We start from the raw sequence: 12,332 nt of genomic DNA, 5'->3' as shown, positions 1-12,332 counted from the left end.
GTTATCAGAGGAGATTCACGCGAAGTGGTTCCGTCTGACACTCGCCGACAACGCATCCACCAGCGCCACCAGCCCGATCATCGCCAGCAGCACCGTGCAGGCCTCGCGCATCTGGAACAGCCCGAGGTGGTAGCTCAGCATCTGCCCGAGACCGCCCGCGCCGACCACGCCGAGCACCGCGGCGGCGCGGATGTTGTTCTCCCAGCGGTAGAGGCTGTAGGCCAGCCACTGCGCCGAGACCTGCGGCAGCGTGGCGAACAGGAAGACCTGCACCACGCCCGCGCCGCGGCTGCGCAGCACCTGCGCCGGCTCGGGCGGCACGTTCTCCAGCGCCTCGGCCAGCAGCCGGCCCAGCACGCCGGTCGTGTGCAGCGCCAGCGCCAGCGTGCCCGGCAGAGGCCCCAGTCCAGCCGAGACCAGCAGCAGCGACGCCCACACCAGCTCCGGCACCGAGCGCAGCGCGTTGAGCACCAGCCGCGCAGCGCCATGCAGCCCCGAGGCCAGCGCCCCGCCCTGCAGACTCGCCGGCACGGCCAGCAGCAGCCCGGCCAGTGCCGCCAGCGCGGTGCCGAGCAGCGACATGGCCAGCGTCTCCAGCGTGGCCCGCGCGGTCTTCAGCAGGAACGGTGTCGAGGTTTCCGGCGGAAAGAAACTGGCGGCGAAGCGACCCATGCGCCCGAGGGCCTGCGGTCCGAGGAACTCCGCCCAGTGCAGGTCCAGACTGGCGAAGCTCGCCACGACCAGCCCGAGCAGCGCCAGCCCGAGCAGGGACAGGCCCCGGTTCATGCCAGCCCCCGCCGGATCCACGCGCTCACGCGGTCCGACAGCGCCACCAGCAGCATGAAGACCAGCAGGATCGCGCTCACCTCGCCGCCCGCGAACATCTTGGCGGCGTTGTCGAGCTGCTGCCCGAGCCCACCCGCGCCGACGAAACCCAGCACCACCGACGAGCGGATCGCACATTCCCAGCGGTAGACGGTGTAGCTCGCCAGCTCGTGCGCGGAGGCCGGCAGCGCCGCGTACAGCCAGGTCTGCAGCCGCCCGGCGCCGTGGCCGAGCAGCGCCTGCGCGGGGGCGGCATCGGCGCTTTCGAGGATCTCGGCCCAGACCTTGGCCAGCATCCCCCCATAGGCAATGGCGATGGCCAGCACGCCCGCCGTCGGACCCAGCCCCACGACGCGCACGAACACCAGCGCCCAGACCAGCTCCGGCACCGAGCGCAGCACGACGGTGAACGCCCGCACCGCCTGCCGCAGCCACGCCGGCCCGCGCGCCATGCGCCCGCCGACCGCGCTGACCGACAGCCGCTCGGTCATCGCCAGCGCCAGCGGCAACGCAATCAGGCCGGCCAGCGTCATGCCGGCCGTCGCGATCGCCACCGTGCGCCAGGTCTCGCGGGCCAGCAGCGCGAGGAACTCCGCGTCGTGGCGCGGCGGCACGAACTGCGCCAGAAAGCGCCCGGTCACGCGCAGGCTGCGGGCATCGAACAGCGTCCACGGCTGGAACTCGGCCAGCACCAGCAGCGGCCACAGCACCACCACCGCCGCCAGCACACCCAGCCAGCGCCGCGACAGCGCCGGATCACGCCCAGCCCCCGCATTCACCGGCACATCGCCTGCGGCAACGGCGCCTCGGCAGGACGCAGGTCGGCCAGCGGCTCGGCAGACGGTGCGAACACCGCACCGCCATACAGCGCCTGCAGTCGCGCATCGTCCAGCCCGTCCGAAGGCCCGTCGTAGACCACCCTCCCCTCGCGCAGCGCCACCGTGCGCGGGAAGCAGCGCCGCGCCACCTCCACCTGGTGCAGCGAACACAGCAGCGTGCGGCCCTCGGCGCAGGCCGTCTCGGTCAGCCGACGCATCACCAGTTCGGCCCGGGCCGGATCGAGCGCCGACAGCGGCTCGTCGACCAGCCACAGGTCCGCATCCGCCACCAGCAGCCGCGCCAGCCCTACCCGCTGCCGCTCGCCGCCGGAGAGCCGGTCGACGCGCAGCCAGAGCTTGCCCGGCAGGTCCAGCGCGGCCAGCGCCTGCTGAACGCGCTCGGCGTCGGCCACCCGCGGCGTCCACAGCGTGCGCAGGCTGGTCCACAGCGACATCTGCGGCAGCCGCGCCGCCAGCACCGCCGTCACCACCCGCTGGCGCGGTGGCAGCGGCGGCACCTGCGGCGCAAGCAGCGCCCGTGCACGCAGACGCTGCCGCGCCGCGGTGCCCAGCGTCCACGGCTCCTGGCCGAACAGCGCCAGCCGCCCCGCCGAGGGCCGCAGCATCCCGGCCAACGCCAGCAGCAGCGTCGTCTTGCCGGCACCCGACGCGCCGATCACCGCGACCTGCTCGCCCGCCGCCAGCCGCAGATCGATGCCCTTCAGCACCGGCGCAGCCCCCGGCATCGGCGCAACCTGCAGGCCGCCCAGATCGACCACGACTGGCGCCGACAGACTCACTTCAGTAGTCCGGCCTGCTCGGCAGCGCCCTTGATGCCGTTGTAGTTCTCGGCCTTGGTCGGGATGAAGCGGCTGGCGCGCTGCAGGGCCAGGATCTCCTTGCCACCGGGTGCCGACTCCAGCGCCAGGAAGGCGGCGGTGATCTTCTCGCGCAGCGCGGCGGGCATGTCGGCATGCACGCTCCAGTTGTAGTCGTAGTAGCCGGGGGTCGTGTAGAACACCTTGACCGCGGCCGGATCGACCTTCTTGTCGGCGACGAACTTCTCCCAGACGGAGATGTTCAGCGCGCCGGCATCGACCTTGCCGCTGGCGACGGCCGCGATGGTCGCGTCGTGCGCGCCGGAGAAGCTCACGCGCTTCAGGTCCGCATCCGGGTTGATCTTCGCGGCCAGCAAGTAGCTGCGCGGCATCAGGTGGCCCGAGGTGCTGGAGGCCGAACCGAAGCTCAGCGTCTTGCCCTTGAGGTCTTCGAGCTTGGTGATGCCCGAGGCGGCATCGGTGATGAAGACCGAGCGGAACTTCTCGTCCTCGGCGCGCTGCACCAGCGGGATGACATGGCCACCCGAGCGCACGTTCGCCTGCACGAAGGTGAAGCCGCCGAACCAGGCCAGGTCGACCTTCTTGTTCACCAGCGTCTCGACCGCCGCGGCGTAGTCGGTCACCGGCGTCCACTCGACCTTCATGCCGAGTTTCGCCTCCAGGTACTTGCCCAGCGGCTCGAACTTGCGCGCCAGCTCGGTCGGGGATTCATCGGGGATCGCGGTCACGCGCAGCACCGCCTGGGCCTGTGCGGTCAGTGCGGCACCGGCCAGAGCAGCGGCCAGAAGGGTCGTGCGGAGATACGTCGTCATGTTCACACCTGGGTTCAAGGCTCGGCCCCCCATCCTGTCGGGGCCGAAAGGCGTGAATTGTGCAACGCCGGTCTCAACGGAGCTGCTCGGTCTGCTCCGCCGCAGCGCGCACGCTGGCGTAACCGGCGTCCTTGGTCTCGGTGAACCGGTGGGCGCGCTGGGATTTCAGAGCATCACGCCCGCCCTTGACCGCCTCCAGCACCAGCATCCCACCCGCGATCGCCTTGCGTGTGCCTTCGGGCAGGTCCGCCAGCACCGCCCAGGTGTGGTCGGTGTAGACCGGCGTGGTGAAGACAACCTTGACTGCCGCCGGATCGACCTGCTTGTTGGCTACCATGCGCTCCCAAGTCTCCAGCCCGAGTGCGCCGGCCTCCGCTTTGCCCGACACAACCGCCGCCACCACCGCCTCCGCGTTGGCCGCTGACGTCAGCTTCAGATCGGTTTCTGGCTTGAGCTTGGCCGCCAGCAGCGCGCTGCGCGGCATCAGGTTCTCGGCGGTACTGGCCGTCGGGCCGAGGCTGACGGTGCGGCCCTTGAGATCCTGGAGCTTCTTGATGCTGCCGGCCGCCGCCGCGCGGGCGATAAAGACGGAGCGCGCCTTCTGGTCCTCCTCGCGCTGCACTAGCGGCACGACCTGGTCCTTCGCCCGGATCGCCGCCTGTACATAGGACAAGCCGTTGAGCCAGACCAGATCGGCCTCGCGGTTGAGCAGCGCCCGCACGGCAAAGGCCTCGCTCGCCACCGGCACCCACTTGACCCGCATCTTGAAGCGCGCCTCCAGGAACTGCCCCAGCGGCTCGAAACGCGCGGCCTGTTCGGCCGGTGTCGTCTCGGGCGCCATCGCGACCCGCAGCACCGACTGCGCCTGCGCGGCTGTCATGGCCCCTGTCAGCAGCAGGGTGGCCCCTGCAAGACGCGCCACTGGCGCGATCCGTTGAATCCAGCTTGTCATCCGTTCACCCCCGTACCAGAGGCGCCGATTGTGCCGCGTTCACGGCTTTTCCAGATCAGCGCGACAGGCTGCGCAACTCATCCAGGGTGTTGGCATTGAAAAAACCGGCAGCGTCCCCCTCCCGGTCGAACAGGACCTGGGCGCAGCGGTGCTGGCCGGTCCAGCGGTCGATGCGGCGCTGTCCACCGGCCATGAAGGCGACCAGACTCTCCATCAGCCCGGCTTTCATCAGGCAGAAGACCGGGTGGGTCTGCAGCGTGCCGTCCGCCTCGCGGGTGACGGCCATCGCCAGATCGGCGTCCTCCGCCTGCAGCGCGGCCGACAGCCGCGCCACCAGATCGGCCGGGAACTGCGGCGAATCGCAGGGCACGGTGACGAGGTAACCGGTCTCGCAGCGCTCCAGCCCGGCGAGGAAACCCGCCAACGGCCCCGGAAAATCGGTCGTCGCATCCGGCCAGACCGGCACGCCCATCGATTCGTAGGCCGCCAGATTCCGGTTGGCGTTGACCATCAGGTTGCCGACCTGCGGCCCGAGGCGCATCACGGCGTGCAGCGCCAGCGGCATCCCCTGGAAGTTCTGCAGGCCCTTGTCCACGCCGCCCATGCGGCTGCCGCGGCCACCGGCCAGGACGAGGCCGGTAATGTCCTGTGGATCGATCGCCATGCTCAGGCCTCCAGCAGGTCGAAGCCCTGCGTCTCGATGTCGAGGAAGACCCGCGTGAGCTGCGCCACCGCGCGCCAGATCTGCGCCCGCGGATGCGCCTCGACGGCGTCGCACAGGTCCGCGACCCAGGTCTGCAGGTGACCGCGGAAGAAGCGCCGCTGCTGCTCCAGGTTGCACACCGCGATGTCGTCGCCCGCGATCAGGAAGCGCATCACCTCGCAGCCGTAGGCGATGTGGTCCTCGGTCTCGCCGCGGCTGGGGTCGCGGGTCAGGCCGAGGGCGGACAGATCGGTGCGCAGCGCGGCCAGCGGCTTCTCGTTGAGGAAGCCGGCCAGGTAGAACGAGCCGTAGAGGAAGACTTCGGGCTTGCCGACACCGCCGAACAGCGCGTCGTACTCGTCGGCCGCGGCGTCTGGTGTCGAGGCACGCAGCGTGGCGACCAGCGCCTGCCAGGGGGCTTCGAGCAGGCCGCTTTCTGGCGCTTCGGTGACAGCGACGCCGAACTGCGCCAGCAGCGCGGCATCCGGCGGCGCCATCCACAGCCGCGCGAGCAGGCCGTACAGCTCGGCGCGGGCGAGTTCCTCGCTGTGGTCGGCGCTGGCGAAGCTCAGGGCGCGGAGATCGTCTTGGTGCATGGGATCGGCTCGGGCTCAGTCTCAATAACGGGGGGTGCCGCGCGGCACGTCGGTGATGCGGACTTCGCTGGCATTGCTGTGCAGATCGATCACCCGGCAGTCGCCGCACATCTTCAGCCGCTCGGCCGCCGCGCCCTGGAAGGCCGGGTGCGCGGACAGCTTGGCCATCATGTTCTCGATCACCTTCAGCGTGCCGAACGGTTTGCTGCAGCGGATGCAGCGGAAGGGCTCGACCTCGTGCAGCACCCGCGGCTGCCGGCGCGCCCGGCCTTCGTCGGCCAGCAGCAGGCGCGGCACCAGCGTGATCGCCCCTTCCGGGCACGTCGTCTCGCACAGGCCGCACTGCACGCAGTTCTTCTCGGTGAACTTGAGCTGCGGCCGTTCGGGGTTGTCGGACAGCGCGTTCTCGGGACAGGCGCCGACGCAGCTCAGGCAGAGCGTGCAGGCCGCGGTGTCCACCAGTACGGCACCAAAAGGGGCACCCGCCTTCGGCAAGGCGACCACGTCGGCTGGCACTGGCGCGTGGGCGCTCAGGTGGTCGATCATCAGGTCGAGTGTGGCGCGCTTGTCGGCCTGGGCGACGATGGGCGTGGGCTGCGCGACGACCTGGGCGGGCGGGATGCGCAGCGCGGCGTCGAGCGCGGCCAGATCGCGGGCGTCCCGCGCCTCGATCAGCTTGAAGTGCTCGCCCGCGTAGCCCAGCCCGGTCAGCAGCGCCTGCGCCACCGCCATCTGCTCGGCCAGCGCGGCGCGGTACTCGGGCGCCTCTTCGGCGGTCAGCAGCACGAAGACCTGGCTGGCCCCTTGCGCGATCGCGGACAGCCACAGGTCGATGCCCACACTCGCCGTGTGCCACACCGCCACCGGCAGCACCCGCGCCGGCACGCCGTGCACGGAACGGTCGACCCGCGCCGCGCGGCCGAGGTCGTCGATCAGCCGGGCGCCCGCCTGCTCGCTGTGCAGCAGCAGCGCGGCGTGCTTGCCACCGGCGCGGGCATAGGTCGAGACCAGCCGGTGCAGCCGCCGGCCCTGGTCCACCGGCCCCGGATAGGCGAAGGTGAGCGCCCCGCTCGGGCACACCGTCGTGCAGGCGCCGCAGCCCACGCACAGGTGCGGCTCGACGACGATGCCGCCCGCCTGCTGGGTCTTCGCCTTGCCCTTGCGCGAGGCGTCGCTGGAGATCGCGCTGGTCGAGCAGACGTCGATGCAGGCGGTGCAGCCGATCTGCTCGTTGCGGCTGTGGGCACACAGGCGGTGCTGGTACTTGAAGAACTTCGGCTTGTCGAACTCACCGACCAGCTCGCGCAACTGCAGCACGGCGTCGAACAGGCGCTTCGGCTCGGCGGCGCCGCGCACGCCCTGCGGCACATGGAAGTAGCCCTGTGGCGGCTGGTGCTGCGAGAACGCGGGGGTTTCGCGCAGGTCGAGGACCAGGTCGAAGCGTTCGTCGGTGAGCAGCGGCGCACGGTTGAAATCGATCGCGCCGGCCGCATCGCAGACCTGCACGCAGTCGCGGTGGCTCTTGCAGCGGCTCAGGTCGATCTGGTAGCGGAAGTCGATCGCCCCTTCCGGGCAGGCGTCGAGGCAGGCGTTGCAGCGGGTGCAGAGGTCGAGGTCGATCGGGTTGGACGAGGACCACTGCACCTCGAAGGCGCCCAGCCAGCCGCGCAGCTGCGTCACCCGCCCGGCGAAGACCGGCAGGTCGCGGCGCTGCGCCAGCGCACCATCGGCGCCCGCGGCCTCGTCCACCAGCAGCGTCACGTCGAGCCGGTCGCGCAGCATCGCCGCCGCCGACTGCGCCACGTCCGCCGCGCCGATCACGAGGCAGCGGCCGGCCGAGCGGAACGGCACCGTGGTGACCGGCTCCACGTCGGGCAGCTGCGCGGCGGCGATCAGCGCGGCGAGCTTGGGCGTGGCCGCCTTGGCGTCGCGGGACCAGCCACCGGTCTCGCGCAGGTTGACGAAGTGGATCGGGCGCTCGTCGGTGCCGGGGGCGCCCGCAGTCTCGGCGTTCAAATCAAGGAACAGCCGGCTCTCCTGCGTGCAGGCCACCAGCAGGGCCTCGCCCGGGCCGGTAGCCTTGGCGGCGCGCTGGAAGGCACCCGCTTCACGCCGGCACAGCAGGGTGTGCGTCGTCTCCAGCCCGTCCGGGCTCGCTCCCGGCGTCTGCGCCAGCGTCCGGGCGATCGCCCCCGTGTCCAGCGGCATCGTCCGGTTGCAGTCGCACAGCAGTGTTTTCATCAGCGGGGTTCTCTTCGGTGTCTTCGTTCTCTTCGTCGGCAAACAGGCCAAGCACCTTCGACTGCGTCATCTGGCGCAGCATCGCCAGTGGAATCGGGTCGGGCAGGCCGTAGTCCTCGATGTAGGTATCGAGGCCGTCCATCACGTTGAAATGCGGGTCGGTGAACAGCGTCTTCAGCGCCGCATTCTTCACCGACGGATCGACGCCGCGGGCGACGAAGCGGGTGAAGTCGGAGGCGGGTGTGAGCTGCGCGGCGTCGGCCAGCGTCGGGGCGGGCGGTGCGGGCACTGGCGCCGGGGCGACCATGGCCGACGCCGGCTCGATCCTCGCCAATGGCACGACCGCGGAAGCGGGAGCCGACGCTGGCGGCACCTCGGCCACCGGATCGCCCTGCCGCACCTGCACCTTGCGCCGCGACCAGCGCGACAGGAAGCCGCCCTCAGGTTCCATCTCGGTCGCCATGGTCAGTCCCGCTGGTCCGGCGCGACGAAGGACACCGGCCGGCGCCGCTTCTTCGGCTCGGGCCGGTAATGCGCGTCGGTGTAGGCCTGCAGCCAGTCGCACACCTCGGCGGGCAGCGGCCGGTTGTCGACCCGCTCCTGGGCGTCGAGCAGGCGGCCGGCCTCGTTGTAGGACAGCGTGACCCGCTCGGGCCAGGCGCGCGAGGGGTCGTCCTCGTCGATGCGCCACATCACGAACCAGACCGGCGCGCCCGAGGTCAGGTTGAGGTAGTAGCCCTCGCCCTCGTCGCGGCGCAACTCGACCGGCAGGCCGGGGAACAGGAACTGCGCCGCCTTGCCGTCGTCACGCAGCAGGCGCGGCGTGTCGCCGTATTGCCCGTCGTCCAGCGTCACATCGGCCAGCGTGAAGCGCCAGTCCTCCCAGCGGCTGGGCTGGTGCTGCCGGTCGATCACCACGGCCACCCGGATCTGCGTCGGTGGCGTCGGCGGCAGCGCAGTAGTTTCTGGGTCGGTCCACATGAATATGTCGGCAAGGGCTCGGTAATTCCCCGGCAGTCTACAGGTCGTCCCTCGGAAAACATCATCGTTGCCCCTGAGCGACGAGGGAATTCCAGGGAGCGGCCCCCGGTTCCGGATCCGTGTTTTCCCTCTGCACACCCCTTGCGCGACAGATTGTCCGAACCGTTTCCGCCCGGTTTTCAAATCAGCACGACAAATTGACGACCAGTACGCGACAAACTGTCGCAAACCCCTACGGATTGACCCTGATTGTTCCGCTTGCATAACCGCAACCTAATGGCCAACGTCCACGCTGCCGGAGCCCCTTCGATGAGCCAGTCCCCCACCCCCGAGCGTTCCACGCTGACCCGCCGGCGCGTCTTCGCCGGCGTCGGCGCCGCCGGTGCACTGGCGGCGGTTGCTGCCGTGCTGCCGGGCCAGACCCCCGCGCCCACGCCCGTCGCCGCCCTGCCCAAGACCGCCCCGGACACCGATGGCGGCTACCAGTTGACCGAACACGTCCGGCGCTACTACCAGACCGCCAAGGTCTGAGGACCCCAGGAGACACCCCCCATGCTGCTCACCCGCCGCGCCACCCCGTCCACGCCCGGATCGTCCCCTTCCCCGCTGGTGTCCAGCCTGGCCCGCGGCATCGGCCGGGCGATCCCGACGCTGGACCGACGCACCTTCCTGCGCCGCTCCGGCCTGGGGGTCGGCGCCGGGCTGGCCGCGTCGCAACTGACGCTGGTCAAGCGCGTCGAGGCCGCAGATGCCGCGTCGGCCGCTGCGGGCGGCGGCAAGAAGATCGAGGTCAAGCGCACCGTCTGCGGCCACTGCTCGGTCGGCTGCGCGGTGGACGCGGTGGTGGAAAACGGCGTCTGGACGCGCCAGGAGCCGGTGTTCGACTCGCCCATCAACATGGGCGCCCACTGCGCGAAGGGCGCGGCGCTGCGCGAACACGGCCACGGCGAGTACCGGCTGAAGTACCCGATGAAGCTGGTCGACGGCAAGTACAAGCGCATCTCCTGGGACGAGGCACTGACCGAGATCAGCGCCAAGATGCTGGAGCTGAAGAAGCAGAGCGGGCCGGACTCGCTCTTTGTCGTCGGCTCCTCCAAGCACAACAACGAGCAGGCCTATCTGCTGCGCAAGTGGATCAGTTTCTGGGGCTCGAACAACACCGACCACCAGGCGCGCATCTGCCACTCCACCACCGTCGCGGGTGTGGCGAACACGTGGGGGTATGGCGCGATGACCAACTCCTACAACGACATGCAGAACTCGCGGTCGGCGATCTACATCGGATCGAACGCGGCGGAAGCGCACCCGGTGTCGATGCTGCACATGCTCCACGCCAAGGAGACGGGCTGCAAGATGATCGTGGTCGATCCGCGCTTCACCCGCACCGCGGCGAAGGCGGACCAGTACGTGCGCATCCGCTCGGGCTCGGACATTCCCTTCCTGTTCGGCGTGATGCACCACATCTTCAAGAACGGCTGGGAGGACAAGAAGTACCTCGAAGACCGGGTCTGGGGCATGGACAAGGTGCGCGAGGAGTGCCTGAGCCAGTGGACACCGGACAAGGTGCTGGAAGCCTGTGGTGTCGATGAAGCGACCTGCTACCAGGTGGCCAAGACGCTGGCGGACAACCGCCCCGGCACCATCGTCTGGTGCATGGGCCAGACGCAGCACACCATCGGCAACGCGATCGTGCGCGCCTCGTGCCTGCTGCAACTGGCGCTCGGCAACGTCGGCAAGTCCGGCGGCGGCACCAACATCTTCCGCGGCCACGACAACGTGCAGGGCGCCACCGACGTCGGCCCGAACCCGGACTCGCTGCCCGGCTACTACGGTCTGGCGGAAGGCGCGTGGAAGCACTTCGCCAAGACCTGGGGCGTCGACTTCGAGTGGATCAAGAAGCAGTACGCGCCCGGCATGATGACCAAGTCCGGCATGACGGTCTCGCGCTGGATCGACGGCGTGCTGGAAAAGAACGAGCTGATCGACCAGGACTCGAACCTGCGTGGCCTGTTCTTCTGGGGCCATGCGCCGAACTCGCAGACCCGCGGTCTGGAGATGAAGCAGGCGATGGACAAGCTCGACCTGCTGGTCGTGATCGATCCCTTCCCGAGTGCCACCGCCGCGATGGCCGCGATGCCGGGCAACAAGGACGACCTGAACGCCAACCGCGCCGTCTACCTGCTGCCCGCCTGCACGCAGTTCGAGACCAGCGGCTCCTGCACCGCGTCGAACCGCTCGCTGCAGTGGCGCGAGAAGGTGATCGATCCGCTGTGGGAATCGCGCACCGACCACATGATCATGTACCAGCTGGCCGAAAAACTCGGCTTCGGGACGGAGCTGGTCAAGAACTTCAAGATGGTCCCCGGCAAGGGCAACCTGATGGAGCCGGAGACCGATTCCATCCTGCGCGAGATCAACAAGTGCGTCTGGACGATTGGCTACACCGGCCAGAGCCCGGAGCGGCTGCAGGCCCACATGCGCAACATGAACGTCTTCGACGTGAAGACGCTCAAGGCCAAGGGCGGCATCGACAAGCAGACCGGCCTGAACCTGGACGGCGAGTACTTCGGCCTGCCCTGGCCGTGCTGGGGGACGCCGGAGCTGAAGCACCCCGGCTCGCCCAACCTCTATGACACCAGCAAGCACGTCATGGACGGCGGCGGCAACTTCCGCGCGAACTTCGGGGTCGAGCGGGACGGCACCTCGCTGCTGGCCGCCGATGGCTCGCACTCGCTGGGCGCGGACCTGACCACCGGCTACCCGGAGTTCGACCACCTGCTGCTGAAGAAACTCGGCTGGTGGGACGACCTGAGCGAGTCCGAGAAGACTGCCGCGGAAGGCAAGAACTGGAAGACCGACCCGTCGGGCGGCATCATCCGCGTGGCGATGAAGGTCCACGGCTGCCACCCCTTCGGCAATGCCAAGGCCCGCGCCGTGGTCTGGAACTTCCCCGACCCGATCCCGAAGCACCGCGAGCCGCTCTACTCGACCCGCCCGGACCTCGTCGCCAAGTACCCGACCCACGACGACAAGAAGGCCTTCTGGCGCCTGCCGACGCTCTACAAGTCGGTGCAGGAGAAGAACAAGGACATCGGCAAGACCTTCCCGCTGATCATGACCTCGGGCCGGCTGGTCGAGTACGAGGGCGGTGGCGAGGAAACCCGCTCCAACCCCTGGCTGGCCGAGCTGCAGCAGGACATGTTCATCGAGCTGAACCCGAAGGCCGCCAACGACCGCGGCATCCGCAACGGCGACTGGGTCTGGGTGAAGACCCCGCCGATGGCAGCCGTGCCGGAGTTCAAGGGGATGCGCATGAAGGCCCTGGTGACCGAGCGGGTCGATGCGGAAACGGTGTTCATGCCCTTCCACTTCTCGGGCCGCTGGGGCGGGGCCGACATGGCCGCTTACTACCCCGACGGCGCGATGCCCGTGGTGCGGGGCGAGGCCGTCAACACCGGCACGACCTACGGCTACGACAGCGTGACGATGATGCAAGAGACCAAGACCACGGTCTGCCAGGTCGAAAAAGCGGCTTGAAGCCACACGACAGCCGCCTGAACGGAGC

The 12,332-nt window shown here is 69.6% G+C and carries 12 protein-coding genes; 2 read left to right on the top strand and 10 right to left on the bottom strand.

Going from position 1 to position 12,332, the window contains the following annotated elements; translation table 11 throughout:
• Positions 1 to 15 precede the first annotated feature (15 nt).
• The 10 genes from phnE to AABN02_RS09350 form a co-directional block, all read right to left on the bottom strand.
• A complete protein-coding gene (gene phnE, locus AABN02_RS09395) occupies positions 16 to 786 on the bottom strand; it encodes a phosphonate ABC transporter, permease protein PhnE (protein WP_338414663.1) in 771 nt (256 codons plus the stop codon).
• Positions 783 to 1,604, bottom strand: coding sequence for an ABC transporter permease subunit (locus AABN02_RS09390; protein ID WP_338414662.1), 822 nt, complete (start codon positions 1,602 to 1,604; stop codon positions 783 to 785). The genes phnE and AABN02_RS09390 overlap by 4 nt, the downstream gene beginning before the upstream one ends.
• Complete coding sequence (locus tag AABN02_RS09385) at positions 1,601 to 2,443, bottom strand: ATP-binding cassette domain-containing protein (protein ID WP_338414661.1); 843 nt, start codon at positions 2,441 to 2,443, stop codon at positions 1,601 to 1,603. The genes AABN02_RS09390 and AABN02_RS09385 overlap by 4 nt, the downstream gene beginning before the upstream one ends.
• The gene (locus tag AABN02_RS09380; RefSeq protein ID WP_338414660.1) at positions 2,440 to 3,294 is read right to left on the bottom strand and encodes a putative selenate ABC transporter substrate-binding protein; all 855 of its coding nucleotides are present in this window, start codon (positions 3,292 to 3,294) and stop codon (positions 2,440 to 2,442) included. The genes AABN02_RS09385 and AABN02_RS09380 overlap by 4 nt, the downstream gene beginning before the upstream one ends.
• Positions 3,295 to 3,367: 73 nt before the next feature.
• Complete coding sequence (phnD, locus tag AABN02_RS09375; protein ID WP_338414659.1) at positions 3,368 to 4,246, bottom strand: phosphate/phosphite/phosphonate ABC transporter substrate-binding protein; 879 nt, start codon at positions 4,244 to 4,246, stop codon at positions 3,368 to 3,370.
• Between the two features lie 55 nt (positions 4,247 to 4,301).
• On the bottom strand, positions 4,302 to 4,910 hold the full coding sequence (mobA, locus tag AABN02_RS09370) for a molybdenum cofactor guanylyltransferase MobA (protein ID WP_338414658.1): 609 nt from the start codon (positions 4,908 to 4,910) through the stop codon (positions 4,302 to 4,304).
• Positions 4,911 to 4,912: 2 nt separating this feature from the next.
• A complete protein-coding gene (locus AABN02_RS09365; protein ID WP_338414657.1) occupies positions 4,913 to 5,545 on the bottom strand; it encodes a molecular chaperone TorD family protein in 633 nt (210 codons plus the stop codon).
• 21 nt (positions 5,546 to 5,566) lie between these two features.
• Positions 5,567 to 7,753, bottom strand: a complete 2,187-nt coding sequence (locus AABN02_RS09360; protein ID WP_338414738.1) for a 4Fe-4S binding protein — start codon at positions 7,751 to 7,753, stop codon at positions 5,567 to 5,569.
• On the bottom strand, positions 7,653 to 8,249 hold the full coding sequence (locus tag AABN02_RS09355) for a DUF3306 domain-containing protein (protein ID WP_338414656.1): 597 nt from the start codon (positions 8,247 to 8,249) through the stop codon (positions 7,653 to 7,655). The genes AABN02_RS09360 and AABN02_RS09355 overlap by 101 nt, the downstream gene beginning before the upstream one ends.
• Positions 8,250 to 8,251: 2 nt before the next feature.
• A complete protein-coding gene (locus tag AABN02_RS09350) occupies positions 8,252 to 8,767 on the bottom strand; it encodes a DUF3305 domain-containing protein (protein ID WP_338414655.1) in 516 nt (171 codons plus the stop codon).
• A gap of 309 nt (positions 8,768 to 9,076) precedes the next feature.
• On the opposite strand from AABN02_RS09350, the gene AABN02_RS09345 reads away from it, so the two are divergent.
• Positions 9,077 to 9,298, top strand: coding sequence for a formate dehydrogenase (locus AABN02_RS09345; protein WP_338414654.1), 222 nt, complete (start codon positions 9,077 to 9,079; stop codon positions 9,296 to 9,298).
• A gap of 21 nt (positions 9,299 to 9,319) precedes the next feature.
• Positions 9,320 to 12,304, top strand: coding sequence for a formate dehydrogenase subunit alpha (locus tag AABN02_RS09340; protein ID WP_338414653.1), 2,985 nt, complete (start codon positions 9,320 to 9,322; stop codon positions 12,302 to 12,304).
• The last annotated feature ends 28 nt before the right edge of the window (positions 12,305 to 12,332 follow it).

Origin of the sequence: uncultured Sphaerotilus sp. (genome assembly GCF_963924895.1) — a bacterium.
GTDB lineage: Bacteria > Pseudomonadota > Gammaproteobacteria > Burkholderiales > Burkholderiaceae_C > Sphaerotilus.
Note: the sequence above shows the minus strand (reverse complement) of the source record. Positions and strands in the feature narration are given on the sequence as shown.

Bases quoted from the DNA above. Each gene is read 5' to 3' on its own strand.
- AABN02_RS09345 (WP_338414654.1), top strand. From the start codon at position 9,077: ATGAGCCAGTCCCCCACCCCCGAGCGTTCCACGCTGACCCGCCGGCGC.
- phnD (WP_338414659.1), bottom strand. From the start codon at position 4,246: ATGACAAGCTGGATTCAACGGATCGCGCCAGTGGCGCGTCTTGCAGGG.
- phnE (WP_338414663.1), bottom strand. From the start codon at position 786: ATGAACCGGGGCCTGTCCCTGCTCGGGCTGGCGCTGCTCGGGCTGGTC.
- mobA (WP_338414658.1), bottom strand. From the start codon at position 4,910: ATGGCGATCGATCCACAGGACATTACCGGCCTCGTCCTGGCCGGTGGC.
- AABN02_RS09350 (WP_338414655.1), bottom strand. From the start codon at position 8,767: ATGTGGACCGACCCAGAAACTACTGCGCTGCCGCCGACGCCACCGACG.
- AABN02_RS09360 (WP_338414738.1), bottom strand. From the start codon at position 7,753: ATGCCGCTGGACACGGGGGCGATCGCCCGGACGCTGGCGCAGACGCCG.
- AABN02_RS09380 (WP_338414660.1), bottom strand. From the start codon at position 3,294: ATGACGACGTATCTCCGCACGACCCTTCTGGCCGCTGCTCTGGCCGGT.
- AABN02_RS09365 (WP_338414657.1), bottom strand. From the start codon at position 5,545: ATGCACCAAGACGATCTCCGCGCCCTGAGCTTCGCCAGCGCCGACCAC.
- AABN02_RS09340 (WP_338414653.1), top strand. From the start codon at position 9,320: ATGCTGCTCACCCGCCGCGCCACCCCGTCCACGCCCGGATCGTCCCCT.
- AABN02_RS09355 (WP_338414656.1), bottom strand. From the start codon at position 8,249: ATGGCGACCGAGATGGAACCTGAGGGCGGCTTCCTGTCGCGCTGGTCG.